The sequence below is a fragment of the Aureibaculum flavum genome, from assembly GCF_016406085.1.
In the GTDB taxonomy this organism is placed as follows: domain Bacteria; phylum Bacteroidota; class Bacteroidia; order Flavobacteriales; family Flavobacteriaceae; genus Aureibaculum; species Aureibaculum flavum.
This window is the reverse complement of sequence record NZ_JAEHFJ010000005.1, coordinates 283,091-309,838: the sequence shown is the minus strand read 5'-3', so window position 1 is coordinate 309,838 and position 26,748 is coordinate 283,091. Positions and strand designations below refer to the sequence as shown.

Annotated in this window: 26 protein-coding genes and 1 tRNA gene; 12 read left to right on the top strand and 15 right to left on the bottom strand. The window is 31.4% G+C overall.

The window, feature by feature from the left end:
* Positions 1-12: 12 nt before the first annotated feature.
* The 5 genes from JBL43_RS12225 to JBL43_RS12205 form a co-directional block, all read right to left on the bottom strand.
* The gene (locus JBL43_RS12225) at positions 13-555 is read right to left on the bottom strand and encodes a hypothetical protein (RefSeq protein ID WP_198841715.1); all 543 of its coding nucleotides are present in this window, start codon (positions 553-555) and stop codon (positions 13-15) included.
* 73 nt (positions 556-628) lie between these two features.
* Positions 629-1,162, bottom strand: a complete 534-nt coding sequence (locus tag JBL43_RS12220) for a hypothetical protein (protein WP_198841714.1) — start codon at positions 1,160-1,162, stop codon at positions 629-631.
* A 100-nt stretch (positions 1,163-1,262) separates the two neighbouring features.
* Entirely contained in the window at positions 1,263-1,631 is a 369-nt protein-coding gene (gene crcB, locus JBL43_RS12215) for a fluoride efflux transporter CrcB (RefSeq protein WP_138950943.1), read from the bottom strand.
* A 73-nt stretch (positions 1,632-1,704) separates the two neighbouring features.
* Positions 1,705-2,802, bottom strand: coding sequence for a BT_3928 family protein (locus JBL43_RS12210; protein ID WP_198841713.1), 1,098 nt, complete (start codon positions 2,800-2,802; stop codon positions 1,705-1,707).
* Positions 2,803-2,811: 9 nt separating this feature from the next.
* The gene (locus JBL43_RS12205) at positions 2,812-3,348 is read right to left on the bottom strand and encodes a DUF1599 domain-containing protein (RefSeq protein ID WP_117879430.1); all 537 of its coding nucleotides are present in this window, start codon (positions 3,346-3,348) and stop codon (positions 2,812-2,814) included.
* 154 nt (positions 3,349-3,502) lie between these two features.
* Here JBL43_RS12205 and JBL43_RS12200 point away from each other — a divergent pair, with 154 nt between their 5' ends.
* From JBL43_RS12200 to JBL43_RS12185, 4 genes are all read left to right on the top strand, one after another.
* Entirely contained in the window at positions 3,503-4,102 is a 600-nt protein-coding gene (locus tag JBL43_RS12200; protein WP_198841712.1) for an LOG family protein, read from the top strand.
* Positions 4,099-4,923 (top strand): dihydropteroate synthase, encoded by an 825-nt coding sequence (gene folP / locus JBL43_RS12195; RefSeq protein WP_198841711.1) that lies wholly within the window; start codon positions 4,099-4,101, stop codon positions 4,921-4,923. The genes JBL43_RS12200 and folP overlap by 4 nt, the downstream gene beginning before the upstream one ends.
* Before the next feature lie 142 nt (positions 4,924-5,065).
* Positions 5,066-5,671 (top strand): ExbD/TolR family protein, encoded by a 606-nt coding sequence (locus tag JBL43_RS12190; protein ID WP_198841710.1) that lies wholly within the window; start codon positions 5,066-5,068, stop codon positions 5,669-5,671.
* Between the two features lie 113 nt (positions 5,672-5,784).
* The gene (locus tag JBL43_RS12185) at positions 5,785-6,579 is read left to right on the top strand and encodes a diadenylate cyclase (RefSeq protein WP_233098768.1); all 795 of its coding nucleotides are present in this window, start codon (positions 5,785-5,787) and stop codon (positions 6,577-6,579) included.
* An 87-nt stretch (positions 6,580-6,666) separates the two neighbouring features.
* Here the strand turns inward: JBL43_RS12185 and JBL43_RS12180 are convergent, their stop codons facing one another.
* On the bottom strand, positions 6,667-8,433 hold the full coding sequence (locus tag JBL43_RS12180; protein WP_198841708.1) for an ABC transporter ATP-binding protein: 1,767 nt from the start codon (positions 8,431-8,433) through the stop codon (positions 6,667-6,669).
* Positions 8,434-9,189: a tRNA pseudouridine(38-40) synthase TruA gene (truA, locus tag JBL43_RS12175; protein ID WP_198841707.1), complete on the bottom strand. Its 756-nt coding sequence runs from the start codon at positions 9,187-9,189 to the stop codon at positions 8,434-8,436.
* 80 nt (positions 9,190-9,269) lie between these two features.
* Between truA and JBL43_RS12170 the strand changes: the two genes are divergently transcribed.
* Positions 9,270-9,767: a metallophosphoesterase family protein gene (locus JBL43_RS12170; protein WP_198841706.1), complete on the top strand. Its 498-nt coding sequence runs from the start codon at positions 9,270-9,272 to the stop codon at positions 9,765-9,767.
* 6 nt (positions 9,768-9,773) lie between these two features.
* On the opposite strand, the gene JBL43_RS12165 is transcribed toward JBL43_RS12170, so the two are convergent.
* The 4 genes from JBL43_RS12165 to JBL43_RS12150 form a co-directional block, all read right to left on the bottom strand.
* Positions 9,774-11,561 (bottom strand): tetratricopeptide repeat-containing sensor histidine kinase, encoded by a 1,788-nt coding sequence (locus JBL43_RS12165; protein WP_198841705.1) that lies wholly within the window; start codon positions 11,559-11,561, stop codon positions 9,774-9,776.
* Between the two features lie 37 nt (positions 11,562-11,598).
* Complete coding sequence (locus tag JBL43_RS12160) at positions 11,599-12,285, bottom strand: response regulator (protein WP_198841704.1); 687 nt, start codon at positions 12,283-12,285, stop codon at positions 11,599-11,601.
* A gap of 132 nt (positions 12,286-12,417) precedes the next feature.
* Complete coding sequence (locus JBL43_RS12155) at positions 12,418-12,804, bottom strand: hypothetical protein (protein WP_198841703.1); 387 nt, start codon at positions 12,802-12,804, stop codon at positions 12,418-12,420.
* Between the two features lie 548 nt (positions 12,805-13,352).
* Positions 13,353-13,787, bottom strand: a complete 435-nt coding sequence (locus JBL43_RS12150) for a DUF4293 domain-containing protein (RefSeq protein ID WP_198841702.1) — start codon at positions 13,785-13,787, stop codon at positions 13,353-13,355.
* 218 nt (positions 13,788-14,005) lie between these two features.
* Between JBL43_RS12150 and rho the strand changes: the two genes are divergently transcribed.
* The 7 genes from rho to JBL43_RS12115 all read left to right on the top strand — a co-directional run bounded on the left by rho (position 14,006) and on the right by JBL43_RS12115 (position 21,224).
* Positions 14,006-15,664, top strand: a complete 1,659-nt coding sequence (gene rho / locus JBL43_RS12145) for a transcription termination factor Rho (protein ID WP_198841701.1) — start codon at positions 14,006-14,008, stop codon at positions 15,662-15,664.
* Positions 15,665-15,931: 267 nt separating this feature from the next.
* A tRNA-Met gene (locus JBL43_RS12140) sits at positions 15,932-16,004 on the top strand.
* Between the two features lie 228 nt (positions 16,005-16,232).
* Positions 16,233-17,138 (top strand): non-homologous end-joining DNA ligase, encoded by a 906-nt coding sequence (ligD, locus tag JBL43_RS12135; RefSeq protein ID WP_198841700.1) that lies wholly within the window; start codon positions 16,233-16,235, stop codon positions 17,136-17,138.
* Between the two features lie 31 nt (positions 17,139-17,169).
* Complete coding sequence (locus JBL43_RS12130) at positions 17,170-18,480, top strand: erythromycin esterase family protein (protein ID WP_198841699.1); 1,311 nt, start codon at positions 17,170-17,172, stop codon at positions 18,478-18,480.
* Positions 18,481-18,571: 91 nt separating this feature from the next.
* On the top strand, positions 18,572-19,423 hold the full coding sequence (locus JBL43_RS12125; protein WP_198841698.1) for an OmpA/MotB family protein: 852 nt from the start codon (positions 18,572-18,574) through the stop codon (positions 19,421-19,423).
* Positions 19,424-19,522: 99 nt separating this feature from the next.
* Entirely contained in the window at positions 19,523-20,368 is an 846-nt protein-coding gene (locus JBL43_RS12120; RefSeq protein WP_198841697.1) for a universal stress protein, read from the top strand.
* 136 nt (positions 20,369-20,504) lie between these two features.
* Positions 20,505-21,224, top strand: coding sequence for a peroxiredoxin (locus JBL43_RS12115; protein ID WP_198841696.1), 720 nt, complete (start codon positions 20,505-20,507; stop codon positions 21,222-21,224).
* A 58-nt stretch (positions 21,225-21,282) separates the two neighbouring features.
* Here the strand turns inward: JBL43_RS12115 and JBL43_RS12110 are convergent, their stop codons facing one another.
* The 4 genes from JBL43_RS12110 to JBL43_RS12095 all read right to left on the bottom strand — a co-directional run bounded on the left by JBL43_RS12110 (position 21,283) and on the right by JBL43_RS12095 (position 26,714).
* Complete coding sequence (locus JBL43_RS12110; RefSeq protein ID WP_198841695.1) at positions 21,283-21,726, bottom strand: Hsp20/alpha crystallin family protein; 444 nt, start codon at positions 21,724-21,726, stop codon at positions 21,283-21,285.
* Between the two features lie 199 nt (positions 21,727-21,925).
* Positions 21,926-23,593 (bottom strand): alpha-amylase family glycosyl hydrolase, encoded by a 1,668-nt coding sequence (locus JBL43_RS12105; protein ID WP_198841694.1) that lies wholly within the window; start codon positions 23,591-23,593, stop codon positions 21,926-21,928.
* A 109-nt stretch (positions 23,594-23,702) separates the two neighbouring features.
* Positions 23,703-25,586 (bottom strand): alpha-amylase family glycosyl hydrolase, encoded by a 1,884-nt coding sequence (locus JBL43_RS12100; RefSeq protein WP_198841693.1) that lies wholly within the window; start codon positions 25,584-25,586, stop codon positions 23,703-23,705.
* A gap of 6 nt (positions 25,587-25,592) precedes the next feature.
* On the bottom strand, positions 25,593-26,714 hold the full coding sequence (locus tag JBL43_RS12095; RefSeq protein ID WP_233098767.1) for an alpha/beta hydrolase: 1,122 nt from the start codon (positions 26,712-26,714) through the stop codon (positions 25,593-25,595).
* Positions 26,715-26,748 lie beyond the last annotated feature (34 nt).

The following is a 26,748-nucleotide window of genomic DNA, read 5'->3' as shown; positions in this document are numbered from 1 at the left end:
TAATTAGAAGAGCTAATTCATTTTCATCATAGCCTCCAAGTAATTATTGGTGTTCAAATATTCTTTTTTTATCGCTTTTAAATAATTCAATATAGCTATCCTATCAGGATAATTAGATTCCAAACAATCATTCATATCAGCATCATATACAAAAAGAGCGAGATACCAATTTCCTTGACGTTTTACCTGAGGGTCTCCAAATATTGGATCTATCCCTTTATTTTCCATGGCCGCATTTGCAAAAACAGGTAATAAATTTATAGATTTATCTGAAATTTCAGTTTCATAAAAAGAAAGAAAAAACTCTTCTCCGTCAACATTTATTGGCACATTATATTCAACCGTTTGATGATTTAATGAATACTTAGTATTGATAAAATTATAAAACTCATTGGCCTCTTTGGGATCTTCAAAAACAAATGCATTATCCTTTGGCAATTGTCGTTTAAATTTTTTACCCGTCGTTAACTTATAATCTTTTATAGTTGGAGCAATGCGTAAAGGAATACAAGAAGTAACAAATAATAACGTAAGAATAAGATACACGTATTTCATAGGATAAACTGTTTCAACAAAGGCATCAAATATTATACCACTCGAAGAGCATTCCTAAAATAAAGAAACAATATTATATACCTAAAATTTTAGCGTCAACAAAAAATTCTGAATGAATATCAATTTGATGATCTGAAGTTAAAACTTCATCGGTGACCGCTTGAACTTTTAATGAAAACTTATCTTTTTTAACATACTCTTGAATATCGACATCTACAGTTTGTAGTTCTAGTGTTTTACCCGGAGTCGCAGAAACATCTTCGTTAAAAGCAATTTCTAATTCCTGAAGACCCTCTGCTACAATATAAATTTTTATTGATTCTAAAAAACTAAAATCCTCATTGTCAGGAGAAACTAATGTTAAATCTAATACTCTTAAACGAATGTCTTCAATTAAATCTTTATGTGTATTGTTAGACTCAAACTCAGACTCTGAATTTGTTTCCATTTGTGGCGTATTTAAAACAAACGGTAAATTAATACCTGTTGAAGAGGGTATTGTCATTGATGAGTCATAGTCCATTGTAAACTTAGTGAGGTTATCTATTTCATCACATGAAATAATCGTTGCCATCATTAAAATTAGAACCAGAAAATACTTTTGCATATCTATGAAATTACGAATGTAGAAAGTCAAACGTAATTGATTGCAGAATATTTCAATTTTTATGAGTTATATAAAATTGTCAATTTGTAAAAAATAATTATTAGGATTTAACCAAATACATTCCTAAAAAAACAGCTCCAAAACCAAGAGCAACACTACCAATTGCATAAGCAAAAAAGCTAGCAAAATCACCAGCTTTCAAAAAGACATGATTTTCATAAGCAAATGTAGAAAAAGTAGTAAAACCACCGCAAAAACCTGTAGCTAATAGCAACGTTTGGTTTTGTGTTAATGTATCATTTTTAGCCGCTAATCCGAGAATTAAGCCTATAAGTAAACTACCTAATACATTGGCCAAAAATGTACCATAAGGTATTCCACTCGAAGCACTATTAAAATATTTAGCCACTAAGAAACGAGCAACACTTCCAAAACCTCCCCCAATAAAAACTAATATTAGTTGCTTCATTTTTAATACTCTTTTTTAAATAAAATTTTCATTTTTCAGCACTACCAATTCTCGTTTCAAAAGTAAAACCCATTTACAATTCAACATTATCGGCATCATTAGCATTCCATTTTCCAGTTATCGTTCCTTTATTTAAGGTAATTATTCCTGGGTTGGCACGTATCATTGTTTTCAGCGTAATATCATCACAAAACAAAGCATCAAAATCTAAATTATATTCCTTTTTAATTTTTAAAAAATCTGCCTCTTTATTTGAAGACATGGCATAAACATCATAACCTTCTTGTAAAGCTTTGGTTGAAAATTCTTTTATTTTTGGCAATAAAGAGATTTCCGTTTTACTTAGATTGTGCATTACAATTAATACCAACTTTTCTTTTTGCATCAAAAATTCTGTAAAATCGACACCATCTCGTTCCATGGAAAAATCATGAATTGGAACTTCATATCCTTTTTCTATTAAAACCGTTTTTCTATCCACGAATGTGGCTCCTTCAATTTCCCAAGGTTTTTCGGCTGTAGTATATTCTTTATCTTCTCCATTAACTTTATAAATCCAAGTATCTTCATAAACATCAGGTTTTGCACCTTCAGGTATTATCATACCTTCAGGTATATTTTTACCAATTGCATATGGTCTAAAATCTATTAATGGCAAATGCGTCAATACATAATAAACAATGTATAAAAACACCATAAATGCAGCAAAAGAAATCCATTTAACCACATTTTTCCCAAACAATGGTTTTATATTTTTAATAGTAAACAACAGCACAAAAATGAGCCCAATAAGAATTACATTTTTATAAAAAGTTTCCCAAGGAGTTAATTTCACAGCGTCACCAAAACAACCACAATCCGTTACTTTATCGTAATAGGCCGAATACCATGTTAAAAATAAAAACACTAACGTAAGCAGCAGTAAACTCCAAACTGTAGTTTTGGGTTTAAAACCAATTAACAAGGTAACACCCAACATTATTTCTGCAAGAATTAAAAGTATAGAAAAAGGCAGTGCAAAAGGACTCAAAAACTCTAAATTTAACACATCAGCAGCAAAATAATCTTGAAACTTATATGCTGAACCCAATGGATCTATCAACTTTACAAATCCTGAAAAGATAAATGTAGCTGCTACTAATAATCTGGCAATGTGTGTTAAATATTTCATTTTATATGGCTATTCATTCATTAAAATCAATGCAAAAACTGCGTAATTAATCATATCTTGATAATTCGCATCTAAACCTTCAGAAACTAACAATTCACCTTTGTTGTTTTCTATTGATTTAACTCGTAATAATTTTTGTAAAATTAAATCTGTTAAAGAACTTACACGCATATCTCGCCAGGCTTCACCATAATCGTGATTTTTGTTTTCCATTAAGTTCTTGGTGATTGCAACATGCTTATCATACAACTCTTCCGTCTCTTTATCGGACAAATCTGGTTGATCGGCCACACCTTTTTCCAGTTGTATCAACGCCATAATACAATAATTAATAATACCTATAAATTCTGGCTTCTCACCTTCATCAACCTTTTTAACTTCATTTTCTTGTAAATTTCGAATTCGTTGAGCCTTAATAAAAATTTGATCTGTTAAAGATGGCAAGCGTAAAATTCGCCATGATCTTCCATAATCCTTCATTTTATTAATAAATAGCTCTCGACATATGGCAATTACAGCATTATATTGTTCAGAAGTTTGGTGCATGTTATAGTTTAATTCTTTATAAGTAGCGAATTTATCAAATTCTATTTAAATTCAGTAACAATGACTTAATAAGTTATAAAAGAACATAGATAATAAGTAGCTCCTATTAATTTTTCAAAATTTATAATTTAGTACCTTTGAACAAACATAAACAATGAAAAGAATTGCAGTATTTTGTGGATCGAGTATTGGACATAACACCATATATGCTAATGAGGCGAAAAAACTAGGTTTTCATATGTCTAAAAATAATATTGGTTTGGTCTATGGTGGTGGAAAGATTGGAATGATGGGGGTTATTGCCGATACGATAATGGAAAATAAAGGTGAAGTTATTGGTGTTATTCCACATTTATTAAGACATGAAGAAGTTGCACATGCCTCCATTACAAAAATGATATTTACAAAAAAAATGTCTAAACGCAAAGTTAAAATTAGCCAATTGGTTGATGGTTATATTGCATTAGCAGGTGGTTTTGGAACTCTAGACGAGATTTTTGAAGTACTCACACTAGGACAATTAGGTATTGAAAACAAACCTATTGGAATTCTAAATACCAATGGATATTTCGACCATACGCTACAGCAATTAGATGTAATGGTGAAAGAAGGCTTTTTAAAACAGGCCAATAAAAATATGCTTTTGGTAAGTGATCATGTAGAGGAGTTAATACAATTGATGGATAATTATACAGCACCAAAAATGACTAAGGTGATTAACAAAGTGGTAAAGGCTAAAAACTCTAGTAAATGAATATTAACTGTAGCTGCAAACTTATCGATTTATCAACCCCAAAAGTAATGGGAATTTTAAACTTAACCCCAGACTCATTTTTTGATGGAGGTAATTTAAAAAACGATGAAGACATTCTTAATAAAGTAGAAAAAATGTTAAACGAGGGTGCTACTTTTATTGATGTGGGTGGTTATTCTTCAAGACCCAATGCGAATGACGTTAGTGAAAATGAAGAATTAAATAGAGTTATTCCTGTTATTGAATTATTGGTAAACAATTATCCTGATATTTTAATTTCTATTGACACCTTTAGAAGTACCATTGCCAAAAAAGCTATTAAAGCAGGTGCATGTATGATAAATGATATTTCGGCTGGTAATTTAGATACTAATATGTTTGCAACAGTAGCAAATCTGCAAGTACCTTATATTATAATGCATATGCAAGGAACGCCTAAAACCATGCAGGTAAATCCAACTTATAATGATATTACTCAAGATATTATCTTTTACTTTTCTCAAAAATTAAACACGTTAAGAAGACTTGGAGTAAATGATGTAATAATTGATGTAGGTTTTGGTTTCGGAAAAACACTAGAGCAGAATTACGAATTATTAAACAACTTAGACCTGTTTTGCAATTTAGACACCCCTATATTAACAGGAGTTTCTAGAAAATCTATGCTTTACAATGTATTAGAAACATCGCCTAAAGAAGCCTTGAACGCGACTACGGTAGCCAACACTATTGCCTTACTTCACGGTAGTTCCATTTTGAGAGTACACGATGTAAAAGAAGCGACAGAAGCTGTAAAGATTGTAAAAAAGCTCAGGAAATAAGATTTTACCTCAAATTGCACTTCGGCATAATTTTTGTTAAATTTTTGTTAACCTTTCCTTGTAAAAAGATTATGTGATTATGTTAAAGTCTTGAGATAATTATGTAATAAAGTTATTTTTTTTAACCTTTAATACTACAATTATGAGCGAAAGAAACACTCCTGAAGTTAATGCCGGATCTATGGCAGACATTGCATTTTTATTATTAATCTTCTTTTTAGTAACTACTACAATGGATACTGATATTGGAATTTACAAACGACTACCTGAAAAGCAAATCACCCCTCCAGAAATAACTTTAAACGAAAAAAATGTTTTAGAAATTAACATCAATGCTAATGATGAAATTTTAATTGAGGGTGATCAAATTATGAAAATTGAAAATCTGAAACAGGTTGTCGTAGATTTTATAGATAATGGAGCAGGAACAAATAATAAAGGTGAAAAATGTACTTGGTGCAATGGTAAAAAAGATGTAACCTCATCTGACCATCCCGAAAAGGCAATGATTAGTTTTCAATCAAAAAGAAATGCATCATATACTACCTACATATCTGTTCAAAACGAAATTTTAAGTGCGTATACCCAATTAAGAAATGATTTATCACAATCTCTTTATAACAAAACCCTAAGCCAGTTAGAAACTGAATTAAAAAACAACAAAGGCAATAAAGAATTGGCAGAAAACGTACAATATATAAAATCTAAATATCCACAATTAATAACAGAGCAAACCCCTGAAAAATAGATTAAGAAAGACATCAGTAAAATCATAAAATAACAATTGAAACATTTAAATTTTTGATATTAAATCTTTCAATGCTTTTAATCTTTTTACTACATTTACCAAAACCTTATTTTTTGGACGCATTCAAATTTTTAGACTTTAGTTTTTTAGATATTTTAGATATCGCTTTGGTTGCTATTTTACTCTATTATGTTTACAAACTTATTAGAGGCACTGCAGCAATTAACATATTTTTAGGTATTGCCATTGTCTATTTGATTTGGAAATTAACCGTCGCATTAAAAATGGAATTGCTAAGTGATATTTTAGGCAAATTTTTGGGTGGTGGGTTTATTGCTTTAATTATTGTTTTTCAACAAGAAATTAGAAAGTTCTTATTAATGGTTGGTTCTACTAATTTCACCACAAAAAAAGGATTTCTAAAGCGGTTTAAACTACTTTCGAATATGCGTAAAAATGATGATTTTATTTCTACAGATGTAGATAGTATAATTGACGCATGTGAAGAAATGGCAAGTACGAAAACGGGTGCTTTAATTATTATTCAACGCAATAATAATTTGGATTTAGTAAAACAAACTGGCGATAAAATGAATGCCGAAATCAATAAAGCTCTATTCACCAGTATTTTTTACAAAAACAGCCCACTTCATGATGGTGCACTGATAATTGAAGACAATTTTATTACAGCTACAAGAGTAATTCTTCCTGTTGAAAAAGACATTATAATTCCCGCTCGTTTTGGATTAAGACATAGGGCTGCACTTGGTATCACCATGCGTTCAGACGCCTTAGCTTTAGCCGTTTCTGAAGAAACGGGACAAATATCGTACATAAAAGATGGTGAGTTTATCTTATATAAAGATATTAATCATTTGAAAGATTTAATTAAAGAAGACTTAGATTAGTCAGTAGAGCCTCATAGCATTGTGAGATATGAAAAAAGGCACCTAAATGCTATTTACAATGCCATCTATTCTATTTCTTAGTTAAAATTAACTCGCTTGAGCCGTTTCAAATTGAATTTCGTACAACTTACTATAATACCCTTTTTGCTTAAGCAATTCTGCATGTGTGCCTTGCTCTACTATTTTCCCTTTTTCCATTACAATAATTTTATCCGCTTTTTTTATGGTAGCCAATCGGTGGGCAATTATTATTGAAGTTCTATTTTGAGTAATTGTATTCGTAGCCTTTTGTATTAACCTTTCTGACTGAGCATCAATTGACGAAGTTGCTTCGTCCAAAACCAAAATTGCAGGTTTGCTAACATAGGCTCTTAAAAACGCGATGAGCTGTCGCTGTCCAACAGAGAGCATTCCTCCTCTTTCTTTCACATTATAATTATAATTACCTGGAAGTGTCATAATAAAATCGTGGATACCAATAACCTTTGCAGCTTCAGTAACTTCCTCCAAACCAATAGCCTTATTATTTAAGGTAATATTATTTAAAATAGAGTCTGAAAACAAAAAAACGTCTTGCAACACTACACTTATTTGGTTCCGTAACGACTCTAATTTTATCTGATTAATATCGATACCGTCAATCGTAATTGAACCTGAGTTTATTCTATAAAACCTACTCAGTAAATTAATAATTGTAGATTTTCCTGCACCCGTTGCCCCTACTACCGCAACTGTTTCCCCTTGTTTTACTTCAAATGAAATTCCGCGTAGCACAGGTTCATCCTTCAAGTATCTAAAATAAACATTGTCAAATTTAATATTACCTTTAAGGTGCTCAATTTCAAGTGTACCTGTATCTACTTCAGCAGCATCTTCGTCTAAAACTACAAACACTCGCTCTGCGGCAACCATACCCATTTGTAAGGTATTAAATTTGTCCGCAATTTGACGTAATGGCCTAAAAAGCATATTGGTCATATAAATAAAACTGGTAATAACACCAAATGAAGTGGCTCCCTCTACAGCAGCTGTAAGTCCACCATACCAAACAATTAAGGCCAATGTTATTGAAGATAAAATCTCAACAACAGGAAAGAAGATAGAATAGTACCAAACGGTTCTAATATGAGCTTTTTTATGTTTATCATTAATAGCTAAGAACTTGTCATGTTCAACTTTCTCGCGGGTAAAGAGCTGCACAATTTTCATTCCGGAAATCCTTTCTTGCACAAAACTATTTAGGTTAGAAACTTGATTTCTTACATCTTGAAAAGTGCCCTTAATTTTTATTTGAAATAACTTGGTAGCATAAACCATAATCGGCAATACGGCTACAACAATTAATCCCAATCGCCAATTCATTACCATCATTATGATGATGATAACAAGCATTTGTAATAAATCACTGATAATAGCAAACAAACCTTGACCAAATATACTAGCGATAGTCTCAATATCTGAAACCACTCTAGTTACTAATTTTCCAACAGGTGTCTTATTGAAATATTGCATTTTAAACTTTAAGACTTTTTCGAAAAGTTTTGTTCGAATATCTTTTATAATATTTTGCCCTAACCAGTTGGTATAATATATAAATAGGAATTGAAAAATGACCTCAAGAAATACAACACCTAACATTACTAAACTAAAAACCAATAATAGTCTGGTATTTCTACCTATGATATACTCATCTACGATCCATTGTAACAAAACTGGTCTTGCAGCGGCAAGTCCCGCTAACAAAAGTACAGCAACCGTAGACAGAGCAAATTGAGAACGATACGCTTTCGCGTACGACATTAACCGTCTGAATATCTTAAAATCAAAAGCATTACCTGTTACTTTTTCGCTCATTTAATATAATTTATTTACTATAGATTTAGGATATTTTACTTCAGACAAAAATAAGGCTTGCGGTGGAGCTGAAAATCCGGCATTTCTCCTATCCTGACTCTTAAGAATTTCAACAAAATCTTCAATTGATTTTTTATTTAATCCAATTTCAATTAAAGTACCTACAATTGCTCTAACCATATTCCTTAAAAACCGATCTGCTGTTATATAAAATGTCAATTCATTTCCTTTTTTTAACCATTTCGCATCTGAAACAATGCAATTATAGGTTCTAACATCTGTTTTCGATTTAGAAAAGCATTTAAAATTAGTATAATCCTTAAGTATACTTGCTGCTTCATTCATTTTATTTACATCAAGTACTTTTTGATATAACTGCCATGTTGTATCTATTAAAAACGGATTTCTACCCAACCATATTCTATATTCATAGCTTCTGCTGGTGGCATCGAATCTGGCATGAGCATTATCATTCACCAAAAAAATATTTTCAACTACAATATCTTCTGGCAAAAACGCATTTATCTTGTTCATTAAATGTTCTTCCTCAAATGCAGTATCAACATCAAAATGTGCAAATAATTGCAAGGCATGCACACCAGCATCAGTACGACCTGCCCCAACAAGATCAATATCAACTCTCAATATAGTCGTCAGAGCCTTTTTTACAATTTCTTGTACAGTAATTGCGTTGGGTTGCACCTGCCAACCGTGATAGTTTTTACCATTATATGAAAGTTCAATAAAATACCTCAAGAAATCTTATTTTTGCTAAAAAAGCAAAGATAGGTATTCCAAATTTTAAATAACAAGCTATTAAATTCTAAAAAACAATCTTGAAAAAAATACTTCTACTTTCCGACACCCATAGCTATATTGATGATCAAATATTAAAATATGTAAAATTAGCCGATGAAGTTTGGCATGCTGGAGATATCGGTGACCTCGTAGTAAGTGATACTATAAAAAAACTAAAACCACTTAGAGCTGTTTATGGCAATATTGATAACACAGATATTAGGACAGAATTTCCACTAAATAATAGATTTACAATTGAAAATGTAGACGTTTGGATAACACATATTGGTGGATACCCAAATAGATATGATGCTAGAATTAAAGAAGAAATTCAAAAAAATCCGCCAAGAATTTTTATATCTGGTCATTCCCACATTTTAAAAGTAATGAACGATAAAAAATTAAATCTATTACATTTTAACCCTGGTGCAGCTGGTAAACATGGTTTTCATCAAGTGAGAACTATGTTGCGATTTAGTATTGATAATTCAAAAATTGAAAATCTAGAAGTTATTGAATTAAGTAAAAGAGTTTAAATTAGCTCACTTTAGGCCATCACGTTTATTTTGAATAGGTACCAAAATAAAAATACTAGTACCTTTACCCGCTGAAGACACGATATTAAAAATACCATTCATTGCTTTTATTCTGGCATTTATATGGCTCAAACCTAATCCGTTTTTATTCTTTATTGTTTTAACATCAAAACCAATACCATCATCACTTAATCGAACACTAAGCATATTATCTTCTCGTTGTACTAGCATAATAGTTGCGTTTGACGCATTACTATGTTTTAAAATATTATTTATTAATTCTTCAATTATACTATAAATTTTTATCTCAAAATCTTGATCATACCGCGTTAATCCTCTATCGTCACTACGCAAGTTAATTTCAGAATTAGAGTATTTTTGACAAATATCATGTACTGCAAAAGCCAGTCCAAATTTTAAGAGTACAGATGATATTAATTCATGAGATAAATCTCTGATTTTAACAGAGGCTTCCTTTACAATACTTTGTGCCTTTGAAATTTCTTGAGGAGCATTTGCTTTCAATTGAGACTTTGTAGCTTGCAAATGTAAATTTGCTGATGATAGCAATGCACTAACACTATTGTGTAGAATTTCAGCAATTGTTTTTCTTTCTTTTTCTTTGGCGTCTATGGTAGCATTAATTATTCTGGCCTGAGTTTCGTTTTCTAGTTGTTCTATTTTACTTTTTTGTTTTAATCTGTAATTTCTATAATAAATATACCCTAATATGATCACGGCCAATAATGCTAACGCGGAACCATAAAATAGAAATTGAGCTCTTAAGCGTAAAGATTTTTCTTCTTCAATTTTTTGAGCCTGTTTTGCAGCATTATATTTAGCTTCAATTTCAGAGATGTTTTCAGCAACATTCACTTCATTAATACTACTCGTTAAGTCTGTTGCTTCCTCTAAATAACGGTATGCTTTCTTAAAATCACCTAACTCCTCATTTGCATACGCCAAATTATAAAGTGCATATTCTTTAACTACTACAGCCTTTTCTGAATTCAAATCCTTTACAGATTCATATGCTTTAAGATAATTATCATTGGCTTTTATAAATTGTTGTTTTTCATAATAAATGTTACCCAAATTCATTATTGCAGTTGCCAATCCTAATGTATCTTTTTGTTTTTCTTTGATAGCGAATGATTTTTCATAAAAATCTTCGGCCTTCTCTAAGCTATTTTCACTCGCAATAATACCTAAGTTGTTATAACTAAAAGAAATGAAGTTTTCAGTTTCAGGGGTAATAGGATAATCCAACATTTTAGTAAAATGCAGCACCGCACTATCATTTTCTTCCTTATTATAATAGTTTTTTCCAAGTGCTAAATAAGCATCTAAAATTTCTATAGTATCATTTAATAATATAGACTTTTCTAGCACTTCTTTATAATAGTCATTCGACTTATTAAAATTTTGAGCCTCATTAAAAATCTTTCCTAAATACTTTATATATTTTAAATATAATGGGTCTTGACTTGAATCACCAGACAATTCTGAATGTCCTTTCAATAATAAGTTTACAGCTTCTTCATGCTGATTTGTATTATAATAAAACTTAGCCTTTAATAGATTTAAATTATTTTTTCTTGATCTAAGATAGTATGGATTACTTTCTAACTTTTCAATATTACTTAAGACTAGTTCGTATTCTTTACTTTGTAGATTTTTTTCGATCTCCTTTTCTAAAGAGTCGGTTTGTGCATAGAACCAAAATCCACTTAACATAAAAAAGAAGAAAGGCACAATTTTAAATGTACTCTTTTTAAGTGGAAAATGTAACATTATTATTAAGCTTAGTTAGGCAAAAGTAGCTATAAAGTTATACTATTTCATTCTTCATGGCAAAAATAGCCAAACCGACAGTATTCTTTACATTAATTTTCTTAATCAAGTTTTTACGATGTGTCTCCACAGTACTTTCACTTATACCTAGGGCATCACCAATTTCTCTTGTAGTATATTGTTGGGCAATAAGTTTTAAAATTTGATATTCCCTTCTTGTTAAAGAATTTATTAATACGCCTTCAGGGTTATCTGTTTTGTGCATTGGTTTGCCCATAAGCGTTTTCATCATTTTCTCTTTCACTTCATCACTAAAATATTGCTCACCTTGGCTTACTTTTCGAATGGCTTTTACAATATGTTCTCCAGCTGATTTTTTAGGTACAAATCCCATCGCACCCATGCCCAGTACTTCTTTTATAAGTTTTATATCATCATAACTTGATAATATAATTATTTTAGGAACATCATCCATAGTTTGAAACTTCTTGAGCACCTCCAAACCATCTAATATTGGCATATTAATATCCAAAATAAGTATATCTGCTGAGTTTTCTTCAAACCATTCTATAACTTGTTCTCCATTTAAAGAATAACCAACAACATCAACATCACGTTCTAAGCCAAGCACTGCAACAACACCATCAATTAATATTTGATGATCATCTGCAATATGAACGGTAATTTTATCGTTTAAAAACTCTTTTAAATCATCATTAACCATACTTAGACATAAGATTTATTATTACAATAGTAAACTAAATAATAAGCATAATATTGTGTCTCAAATAGGATATTATGTTAAAAAAAAATCCGAAGTAAAAACTTCGGATTTAAATTACAAATTATTGAAAAATTATTCCATCAATTTTTTTGGCTTCCCTCTTTTAATGCGACTATAAGGAGCATCATCTTCAATAGAAGCTACGTCAAAAGTACTTTCAAAAAAGCTATTGAAATCAATGCTAGAAGTCTCAAAAGTAATAGTGTGCGTAACCACCTTATTGGAAAATCCATTTTCAATTAGGTTGATGTGTGTTTGATTTTCATTAACATTAGAAGTAACAATAATGTTGGCATTCACTGTAAAGGTAATTTCATATTTACCATCTAATGTTTCAATTACGGGATAAGACTGTAACAATGTACCGTCAATATCCTTTAAAATAGTTGTTTTTTTAGTGCTGTTGGTAAATGATGCTAATACCAAAACGGCACTCAATGCGAGTACAAATTTTCTCATGTTAGGGGATTTTAAAGTTATTAATTATTTCTTTTGATTCCAATTTCTTTGAAATCTATAAAACTTCATCTTTTATTTTAAAACTAACGATACTAGTGAATTTAAAAACTACCCAGAAACCACTAGTTTTTAATTTCAAAATAAAAAATTGACGTTTTACTATAGTAATATAACAAAAAAATGTTAATAAATCAGCTAAAATTTGTTCACAAATAGATTTTTGTAATTTTAAAAAACTGTATTACAACACCTTAGGTGTTGGCTAAAAAAAAATATCCAATTACACATTCATTCCAATTTATTACTATATTAGCAACAGAGAAAAGAAAACTCCTATTATAATTGGAAAGTGGTATAACTACTCTCCTTTCTCCCCTTTCTTTTCTCCCCTTATTTCAAGGAGTATTTATTATATATAAGTGTTTAGCGACAACGAAATACTCCCTATAACTACAGCCACATCTTCTGATGTGGCTGTTTTTTTTTGCATAAAAAAAAAGCTTACCGTCTCCGATAAGCTTTCGCACAATATAACTAAGATGTTAGGTCTATCGCAATCTATCCACAGATTTTACAAGGTCTTCATCCTTTTTGATAGCTCTGTTTGCAATGGCTAGCAAAACAACAACTACAATAGGTAAAAACGCCCCAATACCCTTCTCAGAAACTTGACTTTCTCCAGATAATGTTAGCAGATGATAAATCAATATGCCTAATAAAATAAAGTTTACTAGAATGTTAAAACGATTAATAACAAACTGATTTTTTCTTTGTTTAAACATAAAAACGCTTACAACACTCATAACGCCAGATATAACAAACAAAACTGGTATTACTTTCAGTGTAAACTCACTTTCTTTAAATAAGTCTAAAGCATAAAAAGATGCTCCCGACCCATTACTCCATAAATAAAACATTTGAATAAGTACTACTGAACAAATAGCCGCCAGAAGTAAATACAATGATTGAATACGTTGAATCATGTTTTTTAATTAAAATAACTTTGCAAACTTAAGTTAAAGTTTTTAAGAAATAAACTTATATATTAAATTTAATTTGTATAATTGCATACACAATTATTGTGTATTGTAGATTTTCTTCTTTTTACAATATTAAAAATTAAATTATATCATACAATTTATTTTACAACTCTCAGTTATAGGAAGCCCTCCTTATATTAATTAAATCACATTATTATTCAATGTTTGAAATAGAATCTTTAAAAGAGAAAAAATTACCAGAATTACAAGAAATTGCCGAAAAAATTGGCGTACCAAAATACAAGCAACTAAAAAAACTAGATTTAGTTTATCAAATTTTAGATGTACAGGCGACTAAACCAGTACCTACAGAGCCTAAAAAAGAACGCAAACCGGCAAACAAAGCACCACGCAAACGAATTGGAAAACCTGTTCCTATCACACCTATCTCAAAAGAAGAAAAGGTAGTTGAAAATGTTAAAACAGCGGAACCTATAGTTGAGCCTACCGTTGAAAAAACGGAAAAGCCTAGCAAACCAACACCAAAACCTAATCCTCGCAAGAAAGTTGAGAAAGAAGGTGTTGTTACAGATAACAAACCTGCTACAGATAATAAACCTAAGGAGAATACTTCAAAAAATCCTAGACCGCCCCGTAAGGAGCATAATCAAAACGGGCCTAACCCAAGAAATACAAACAAACAAAACAAGCCACAACCAGGTGCAAATAGAAGACAAGGAAAATATAGAGATCCTGACTTTGAATTTGACGGCATCATTGAAAGTGAAGGGGTATTAGAAATAATGCAAGATGGTTACGGTTTTTTACGCTCATCTGATTATAATTACCTATCATCTCCTGATGATATTTATGTATCACAATCTCAAATAAAATTATTTGGATTAAAAACAGGTGATACTGTTAGAGGAATTGTTCGCCCTCCAAAAGAAGGTGAAAAATATTTTCCATTAATAAGGGTATCATTAATTAATGGTTTAGACCCAAGTATTGTTAGAGACAGAGTAGCATTCGAGCACTTAACACCATTGTTTCCTAACGAAAAATTTAACCTAGCCGAAAAGGGAAGCTCAACATCAACGAGAATAATTGATTTATTTTCACCAATTGGTAAGGGACAAAGAGGTATGATTGTATCTCAACCAAAAACGGGTAAAACAATGTTATTAAAGGATATAGCCAATGCAATTGCAGCTAACCATCCTGAAGTATATCAAATTGTTTTATTGATTGATGAAAGACCTGAAGAGGTTACAGATATGCAACGTAACGTTAAAGGAGAAGTTGTTGCTTCTACTTTTGACGAACCTGCTGAAAAACATGTGAAGGTTGCTAATATTGTATTAGATAAAGCAAAAAGACTAGTAGAATGTGGACATGATGTGGTTGTATTATTAGATTCAATTACACGTTTAGCTAGAGCCTATAATACAGTTGCTCCTGCTTCTGGTAAAATATTATCCGGTGGTATTGATGCAAATGCATTACACAAACCAAAACGCTTTTTTGGTGCAGCACGTAAAATTGAAAATGGAGGTTCTTTAACCATTATTGCAACTGCATTAACTGATACCGGTTCTAAAATGGATGAAGTTATCTTTGAAGAATTTAAAGGTACTGGTAATATGGAGCTACAATTAGATAGAAATATTGCTAATCGTAGAATTTACCCTGCTGTTGATTTAGTTAAATCTAGTACACGTAGAGATGACTTGTTACTTGATGCGAAAACAGTACAACGTATGTGGGTAATGCGTAAATATTTAGCAGATATGAATCCTATCGAAGCGATGGAGTTTATTAGCGAAAAAATTAAGTATACTAAAGACAATGAAGAATTTTTAATATCCATGAATGGATAAAATTGCACTTTTTTTAGTCTAAAACTAGAAGTAGAGTAGTTTAAATTTAAAAATATCTAACTCAAGTAATTGAGAGTCAAGCATTTTTTGTTTGACTCTTTTTTTTATATCAAATAGTTTTTTTAGTGATATAAATATATGTATCTTTGCCGTCCATATCACGGGATAGATTATTACCCTTTGATAACGCTCAAGACAGGTACCTACCCAAATGAGCAGAACTATAAAAAATAGTGCTTACTTATATTTTAGCACATAAACATATATCGCGGGATAGAGCAGTAGGTAGCTCGTTGGGCTCATAACCCAAAGGTCACAGGTTCGAGTCCTGTTCCCGCTACTAGAAAAAAGCTTCCATTAAATTGGAAGCTTTTTTTGTTTTGGATAGTTGCCAAATTCCTTAATTAGAATTGAAATAAAGTAAAGGCAATTCCCAAAACATACTACTCCTAAACTTTCATTCAAAACTTTCCTATAAATGATTTAGATCATTTCAATTGAGATCTTACGAAAGTACTTTTGATATCATGATTAGTTATCGTTGTTTTTTAATCTTTAAAAAGTAATAATGAAACCTGACACGCATAATCTTAAAATATCACATAGAGATAAGATACTCTTTCCAACCTCTGCAATTACAAAATATGATATGATAAAATATTATATAAACATTGCAAACTACATGTTGCCCTATTTATACGACAGACCCTTAACGATGCAACGCTTTCCAGAAGGGATCAGCAAAACAGGTTTTTTTCAAAAAAATGAACCCACTTATTTTCCAGATTGGATCACAACAAAAAAAATAAAAAAAGTTGATGGGTGGGTTAATCACGTTATTTGCAATACAGAAGAAACACTCATTTATCTTGTAAATCAAGAGGTACTTACTTTTCATATTGCGTTAAGTCAAATTGATAAAATAGACTATCCAAACAAGTTGGTTTTTGATTTAGATCCGCCTAATGGTAATTTTGATCTAGCTATTAAAGCTGCTAAAGCCTTACGTTATCTATTAGAAGAAGAATTAGAATTAAGCACTTATGTAATGACTACTGGCTCTCGTGGACTACACGTAGTAACCCCTTTAAATAGAGAGGAAAATTTTGACGAAGTTCATGAATTTTCAAAAATGGTAGCTACATATATCTCAACTAAAAATTCAAAAGAATTTACAACAGCCATTAGAAAAGTCAAACGAAATGGAAGACTTTACATTGATTACCTTAGAAATTCTTATGCTCAAACAAGTGTTGCCCCGTTTTCTGTAAGAGCCATTGAACATGCCCCCATTGCAACACCCTTAAATTGGGATGAATTGAATGACAACACACTCCATGCACAATCGTATACTATTAACAATATTTTTAAAAAATTAGAAAAAGAGGGTAATCCTTGGATCGATTTCGAACTTAATTGTAAAAGTATAGCGAAATCAAAAATTCAATTGAAAAAATTAATAGATAACATTTAAAGCATTATATGAATCACTAAAATTTAAAAAGATGGGTACTACAGGTCATAAAATTTCGATCTTAAAAGATCTTGGTAAAAAAATAAAAACAGATAAAGATTTAGATTTACTCATCGATAAATTGGCCGATTCTCGACTTGTGTTATTGGGTGAAGCCTCTCATGGTACACATGAATTTTACACTTGGAGAACTGCCATTAGTAAAAGGTTGATTGAAGAGCATGAGTTTAACTTTATCGCAGTAGAAGGCGATTGGCCTGACTTCTATCAGGTAAATCGTTACATAAAACAATATAACACAGAATATAAAAACGCTAAAGATGTTTTAAAAAATTTTAACCGATGGCCTACATGGATGTGGGCAAATTGGGAAACCGAAGCCTTAATAAAGTGGTTACATAATTACAATAAAAATTTCACCGTAAATAACCGGATCGGCATGTATGGTTTAGACGTTTACAGCCTTTGGGAATCAATGGAAACAATTGTTGATTACCTCAAAGTAAATGACCCTTCTTTATTGCCAACAGCTAAAAAAGCGATGAGCTGTTTTGAACCTTTTGGCGATGAAGCTGGCATGGCCTATGCTAGGTTCTTACATCGATTTGCCCCCAAAACTTGTGAAAATGAAGTAGTTGACCTATTGCAGGATATTTTAAGAAACGCAACACATTATAATTCAGATTTAGAAGCGTCTTTAAATATTGAACAAAATGCTCACATTGCAAAAAATGCAGAGCAGTATTATCGCTCTATTGTTTCTGCAGACCAAAATTCATGGAATATAAGGGATCATCATATGATGGATACCTTACGAAGGCTATTGACTTTTCATGGCACAAATTCTAAAGCCATTGTATGGGAGCACAACACGCATATTGGTGATGCCAGAGCAACAGATATGCATCAAGAAGGATTGGTAAATGTTGGTCAGTTAGTTAGGGAAGAATTACCAAATCTTAATCCCAAAATTATTGGTTTCGGTTCCTATAAAGGGAGCGTGATGGCCGGTAAAGAATGGGGTGCCACCATGCAAAAAATGACGGTACCATCAGCTGAAAAAAACTCATGGGAATACCTGTTACATAAAACTGGAAAAGGGGATCAATTACTATTTATGGATTCACTAAAAAATGATAATCATTTCAAAGCAGCTATCCCTCATCGTGCTATAGGCGTGGTATATCACCCTGAATATGAAAGTATAGGAAACTATGTTCCGTCTATAATGCCAGAAAGATACGATGCCTTTATTCATATTGAAAACTCAAAAGCCTTGCATTCTATGCATGTACATACAGATAAATCTCAGTTACCCGAAACCTATCCATGGGCATTTTAACTTTTAAAAATATATTTATGATGATGTAGGTCATTGTGAAATTACTTAAAATTAACATCCTTTGCATTTCAATTTATTAAATAATAGTATCATGAAAACTTTAAAATTTAGTGTAATACTTCTTATCGTATTTTTCACTTCTTGTGTAAGTCAAAAAAAATATACAAATCTCCAAAACACTGCTGACAATTGTGAGAGTAATCTGAAAAATGTCTCTAACGAACGTCTTCTATTAGAAAATAATTTAGCCAATGAGAAAAGTAAATCTAAAGCACTTGAACAACAAGTAGATTATTTTAAAAGTACAAATACGAACCTTTTGGATCGTCTTTCAGACCTCTCTGTTGTAAGTAAATCAGGAGCCGAGAGTATTAAAAAATCTTTAGAAGCTTTAAACGAACAAAATACTTATATAAAAAACTTAACCAGTTCAATGCAAAGAAAAGATTCTCTTAACCTTGCATTGGTAATGAATCTTAAACGTTCTTTAGATAATTTTGATGATGAGGATATTAATATTGAAGTAAAGAAAGGAGTCGTTTATGTTTCTTTATCAGATAGAATGCTTTTTAAATCAGGGAGTTACACCATCAATGATTCAGCACAAGAAGTGATAGGAAAAATTGCAAAAATTGTAAATGACCATAATGAATTAGACATTCTAATTGAAGGACATACAGATACTGTACCAATCCATACCGCATGTATGACAGATAACTGGGATTTAAGCACAAAAAGAGCAACATCTATTGTTCGATTAATGCAAACTAAATTTGATGTATTACCTGAAAGAATGACAGCAGGAGGTCGTTCAGAATATATACCTAAAGCTTCGAATGACACTGCTGAAGGTAGAGCAGCAAATCGTAGAACCGAAATCATTATTCTTCCAAAACTCGATCAGTTCTTTGAACTTTTAGAACCACCAACTAACAGCAAATAAATTAAAATCTGCTTGGTTAAATGAGAGGCTATAAAAAGGAAGTCTATATGTAATGACTTCCTTTTTTTTAAAGAGAATTTAAGATAAATACTATTTACAATGAAAAAACAAATTTTATGTTATACAAATTTTTCTGAGAATGCATTGAATGCCATTAATTATGCTATAAAATTATATGAACAAAAATCTTGCGTATTTTATATTTTAAATGCGTTTCAAGCCGATAGAGAAGCTTCAGATATTGAGGCTCTCGTGCCTGATCCAAAAAATGAAAACTATATAACAGCTAAGAAAACATCAGAAGTTGGTTTAAAAAATATTATAGCTATTTTAAATTCAAATGACAAACATACATACAAAACCTTGTCAAGTTTTAACGCTTTATTGTTTGCTCTAAAAGATATTATACAAAGCAACAGTATTGATTTACTTGTAATTGGAACTAACAAAGCATCAGATATTGAAAATGAAGATGGCATTCCTACGCTAAGTATCATGGAATATATTACAGAATGTTCAGTGATCGCAGTTCCTGGTGACTATAATTTTTCAAGACTTAAAAATATAGTACTTCCCCTTGATTACAAAGAAGCAATAAATGAAATTAATTTTACTGAACTGTTAGCTATTGATAAGCTATATCATCCTGAAATACATTTGGCACACATCAAAAATGAATTTAATCTTAGTGACCATCAATTAGAAAACAAAACCTTGTTAGAATCGATCTTTAAAGGAACAAAATATAGTTTTGACACCCTTAAACTTATGAATATTAATAAAAGTATTCATTTGCTTATTGATAACAAACAATACGACCTCATCATTTTTCTTGATGAAAAATCGAATTACATTGGCAACGAATTACCTAGGTCTTTACGCAAACAAATAGATACGCATTTATCAATTCCTGTTTTATTACTTAATATTAAAGTAGCATCGTAAAACCAATTAACAGAAAATACGTTAACATTATGAAAATACAATATGTATTACTGTAAAACTGACCTTGGTCATTTCAATTACTAAACATGATCCATAATTTTGATATTCAATAATAAATCATTTAATAACATTAACAATGGAAACATTAGCAACAGAAACAGAAGTAACTTCAATGCCAAGAATAGGTGATGAAGCTCCAAAATTTAAAGCAGTTACTACACAGGGAGATATTAACTTTCCTGATGATTACAAAGGAGAATGGGTAATATTATTTAGTCACCCTGCAGATTTTACACCCGTTTGTACTAGTGAATTTATAACATTCGCAAATCTTGAAAGTAAGTTTAATAAAGCTAATTGTAAACTCGTTGGATTATCTATTGACGGGCTATACAGTCACATTGCTTGGTTACGAACCATTAAAGATAAAATTGAGTTTAATGGTATAAAAAACATAGAGGTAAAATTTCCATTAATTGAAGATATCTCTATGGAAATTGCCAAAAAATATGGAATGCTACAACCAGGAGAGAGTAAAACACAAGCAGTAAGAGCAGTTTTCTTTATAGATCCAAAAGGTACAGTAAGAGCCATTATTTACTACCCTTTGAGTTTGGGTAGAAATTTTGATGAGATTTATAGAGCTCTAATTGCGATGCAAACTGCCGATGCATTTAACGTTGCCACTCCTGCCGATTGGAACCCTGGTGATGATGTGATTGTTTCACCCGCTGGTTCTTGTGGTGTAGCTGAAGAAAGAATGACTAACACCGACGAATTAGATTGTAAAGATTGGTTTTTCTGTACTAAGAAATTGGACAAAGATGAAGTATTAAAGAAAATTCTTAAAAGTTAAGTCATATACATTAAAAAAATGAGGAGAAAATTACAATCTCCTCATTTCAAAATGATTTTTAAGAAACTTCAATTACTTTTGGTGTATGTTTTTTCAATGCTTCTTTTTTGGCAAGGTTGAATTTTAAGATTCCATCTTTATAAGAAGCTTTTACTTTTTCATCTTCAATACTATCTGGTAATAATAAAGATCTTTCAAAAGAATCATAACTAAATTCCTTACAGGTATAGTCCTCTTCTTTTTCTTCTGTAGTGTTTGATTTTTTAGCCGAAATATTAAGATATCCATTATCAATATTTACGTCAAAATCTTTTTTTGAATAACCAGGAGCTGCTAACTCTACTTGAAAATCATCATCTGTTTCCTTGATGTTTAAAGCGGGTTCATCCATTATTTTATTAAGGAAATTGTCTTTAAAAAAATCATCATTATTATTAAAAAAATCTGATGCCATAAGACTTCTTAATGGACTTGTTCTGTGTTTAAATTTTACGAGTGACATAACTTTACATTTTAAATTAAACAATTAATATGGCATAAAATTATCACCAAAAAACTGCATTTAAAATGACCTGAGTCAGTAAGCTCTTTTTTTTATTAACCTGAATTATTAAAAAAGAACAACTCCGAAAGCTTTACCCAGAACTAGAAAACAAAAAAAAAGCTTCCAACATTGGAAGCTTTTTTCTAATTTTAAAACTTTACATTTTGAGAGGTTCTAATAACACAATGGTATAATTAGAATTCATAATTACTTTTCCATTTTCAACTTTAACTGAAGTATTTGAATACGCATCGTGTAACTCAATTCCATCCTTAAAAACTGAAGACACCTTAATTTCTTTTTCCCCTTTATTTAAATCCAGAGCAACAATTACCTTATCTGTAAAATCATCTTTTACATAAACTCTAGAAAACGCATACGGTGTATCAGAAATTTTCTGATGTCTTCCTGCCCCAACAGCAGGGTGAGAATTTCTAAATTTACCTAACTTTTGCCAGTGTAATAATATTTCTTTTGTCTTAGCACTAGAATTAATACTGTCCCAATTCATAAAAGAACGTAACGTGGCATCTCCTTGAGTACCTTCTATAATTAAGTCTCTTGCCGATTCATCACCATAATAGGTTTGTGAAGTACCTGGTGTTAAGTATAAAATATTGGCCGTTTGTTGTGATTTTTTTCTTTCCGCATCAAACGGTTGTCCATCATCATGTGAGGTTAGATAATTTAAAACACTATACCCTTTTAGGTTTGTATTTAAAAGAGAATCATACTTTACAAAAATACTATCATACGTTTTTGTGGCATCATATTTTAATTCAAAATTGATTAATGCATTAAAACTTTTATCAAAATAATTGACTTTTTTATCCCCAAAATCAAAGGCTTTACCAGCACTAATACCGTAATTATAAACTTCGCCCACCATATAAAAATTAGTTTCATCTACTACTTTTTCAGGATTGTTTTTCTTCCATGCTGTGAAAGCAACATCACACTCTGTTCTAAATTCTTGCCATACATTTTCTTCTGTATGTTTAACCGTATCAACGCGATAACCATCAATACCAAATTCAGTAATATAATCTGTTAACCATTTTATAATGTAATAACGTGGAGCTCTAGGATATCCTGTTCTTTTAAAAAAAGCATCCAATTCTGTCACTTCTTGATCATAACGCCCTTCTTTCTTCCATTTTTCTACCAATTGAGGAGGTAAATCAACTTCTTCGTTACTTTCGGTTTTAATATCTGGTAGGTTTTCAACTAACGTACATGCAATAGTACTTTCATAATCTTGATAGGTACAAGCAGGTGCTGTTCGTACCCATTCGGCAGGCCAAACGGGATCCTTTTCGGTCACAGGACCTGTGTGATTTATAACGGCATCTAATAAAATGCGTATTCCATTTTTATGAGCAACCTCTACCAATTCTTTTACGTCTTCTTTCGTTCCAAAATTCGGGTCAATAGCCGTCCAATCTTTTGTCCAATACCCATGAAAACCATAGGTAGTTCCTGTTCCTTCATTCGTTCCTCCGTGAATTTGCTCTACTATTGGTGTCATCCAAATCGCATTGATACCTAGATCCGTAAAATATCCTTCTTTAATTTTCTGGGTGATACCTTTTATATCTCCTCCTTCAAAACCTCTTAATTTAGCAGCTTCATCGGTCCGTTCAAAGTTGATATCGTTTGAGGTGTCTCCATTATTAAAACGATCCGTTAATAAAAAATAGAGATTTGCCCCTTCCCAGACAAACGGAGTTTCCGATTCTGTTTTTTCTGTCATTTTCTGTTCTTTTTTGTCCGAACAACTGAAAAGGATAAAAGAAATTAATATGGGAATTATATATTTTTTCATTTTTTATAATTTAAAATTGGAGAGGATCATCCCGCTCATACTATTCTTTTAAAACTAAAACCTTACGTTTGGGTGCACTTCCTTAAAAAAAAAGGAAATTTTATTACTCTTATTTTAATTTCAAAATAAAGGACTCCAAAGGATCTAATTCCACTCTAATAAAACCAACTCCATTTTCTACTTTTAATGTGGTTTTATCCTTATGATAGATTTGATCTTCCGTTTCATATTCTCCATCCTTTAAATTCCATTTTTTTATAATATCTTCAGGTATCTGTAAGTCAAATCCATAGTGATTACTATCGTTAAAATTGGATACAATTATTAATTTTTCAGTAGTATCCCAACGTACATAAGACAGCACCTTATCATTATACCATTCCGTATGGTATCTGTTATGATGGTGAATATCTTGATACGCACCCATCATCGCTGAACTATTAATGGTAAAGTTTAACAACCGCTTATAAAAATCTCTCAACGATTTTTCTTCCTCTGTAGATGCACCTCCATCAAATTTTTTATCATTAACCCAACGTTGTAAATTTGGAACGCCAATATAATCGAAAATAGAAGTTCTCGATGGACTTCCAAAACCTGCATTCTCTGCTCCAGGCTCGCCCAATTCTTGACCAAAATATACTAAAGTTGGTGATGTGCTAATCGTTGCAGAAACAACCATTGCTGGCTTTCCATTTAAGGCATTACCCGCAAATTCAGGACTTGCAATTCGCTGTTCGTCATGATTTTCTAAGAAATGAAGCATGTGATGCTCTATATCTTTCTTCCATTTTTCAATAGCTGCAATATGATCAGTAGAGCCATGCCCTTGCATAATATTCTTAATGGTATCGTATAGTTGTACTTTATCGTATAGATAATCCATTTTTCCTTTACGGATATAATCTCGATACAAATCAGGATTGTACACCTCAGCCATTAAAAATGCATTTTCATTTTTCATCTTTATAGCAGAATTCATATAACTCCAAAACTCAACAGGAACCATTTCAGCCATATCATATCGAAAGCCATCTACTCCCATTTCTATCCAATACAAAGCAATATCTTTAAATTTAATCCAAGAGCTTGGCACTTTTTTATCCTTCCAAAAATCAAAATGCTTTTTATAATTTTTGTTCTCAAAGCCTTCTGGTAATTCATTAAAGTCCTTTCTACCGTCGGGGCTCACGCCATAATTAATTTTCACTGTTTCATACCAGTCATTTACATCTGGCTGGGCTGCTCTAGAACCATTACCTGTCCATTTTGCCGGATATTCTTCAAACCTATGATCAGCAAGTGGATTGTTTTCACCCCCTAGCGGTTGATATCCATTTTGCCATTCAGGTACTTTAAAGGCCTCTCCTGGAACATAATAAAAATTATTATTAACATCATAAACAACTGTTTTGTCATCTTTAGCACCAAAATCATCTACCCCTTCTGGATTGGTTAATCCTTGATAATTACGAGCAACATGGTTGGGCACAATGTCAATAATTAGTTGTAATCCGGCTTTATGAGTTCGTTTAATTAAGGCTTTAAATTCGGCTAATCTTTGGGCAGGATTATCAGCTAAATCAGGATTCACATTATAATAATCTTTAACGGCATAGGGCGAACCCGCACGGCCTTTTACCACATCAGGGTCATCATTTGAAATGCCAAACTCAGTATAATCTCTAATTACATCATGATGAGGAATACCCGTGTACCAAATATGAGTTACCCCTAAATCCTTAATTTTCTTCAACGCCTTATCCGTAAAGTCACTAAATTTTCCAACCCCATTTTCCTCGATAGTTCCCCAAGGTTTATTCGTTGTATTTGTGTTTCCAAATAATCTTGTAAACACTTGATAAACCACTTTTTTATGAGCACTTTTTTCTATTTTCATTGTTTGTTTTTCTTCTGATTGTTTTTCTTTACCACATGCCATAAATAGGGTCACTAGCATAAAGAATGATATATATATTTTATTTAATCTCATTGCTTCTTATTTAAACAGCCATAGTATTGCTTCTTCAAATCCATTGCTCCACAAAGTTTCATTATGCTTACCACCAATAACCATTTTTTTTGCTAAATTCTTCTGTTTAAAACCACTTTTTTTCATGGTCTCAATTACATTATCCATTGCATCAATTGCACTATTATCTTCTTCATCTCCCATTAAAAAGTAAGCCTTTACTGGTGATTTTTTACTATGCCCCTTCGTAAAATCAATTACTTTGTCTGAAAACCAAAAAGAAGGTGAAAATACACCCGCTTTTCCAAAAACTTTAGGATATTTTAATGCAGCGTAATAAGAAATTAATCCGCCCATAGAGCTTCCCATAATGGCAGTATTTCTAGGTTGTGTTTTGGTTCTAAAAGCACTATCTATTTTCGGCTTTAAGGTTTCCACTATAAATTGAACATAGGCTTCACCTTTTCCTCCACCATAACTATTATTTTTCCAGGGCGAGTATTCATCAATTCTGTGTTTTGAACCATTGTCGATACCTACCACAATCATTTTTAACTTCTTTTCACGTGCCAGTTTATTTAGTGTTTCATCAACAGCCCATTCTCCAGAAAAAGAAGTTGCAGCATCAAATAAATTCTGACCATCTTGCATATATACAACAGGATATTTTTCTTTAGTAGCATTATAATCTGGTGGTAAATAAACCCAAATTCTACGTTTTCTTTTAAGTTGTGGAATATGAAGTGCTTTATAAAATAATTTCACATTTGGAGTTGCCGTTGAATTCACAACTTTACCTTGAGACCAATTGTCTATTGATATATGTACCGTATCATTTGGCATATTAAAAATATATTCTCGATTTTCAATTGTATAATAATCTTTATCCGTTTCAACAGACGCCCAAGAACCTTTTGTAAATTTAAAAAGAATAGCTTCTTCTTCAGGTAATGTAATTGAATACTTATTATTTTGTTGCTTTAATTTATATTTTTCTTGACCTCCGGTCCACCCTTCAAAATTTCCAGTAATATAAACATTCTCTTTGGTAGTGCTTTTAGGGTATTTAGTAACAACAAAAGTGACTTGAGCCAAACTTACCTGAACTATTAATAAAAAACTCACTATTGATAATATGGCTTTGTTCATTTTCTTGAAGTCCTAAAAACACACCACTATCCCT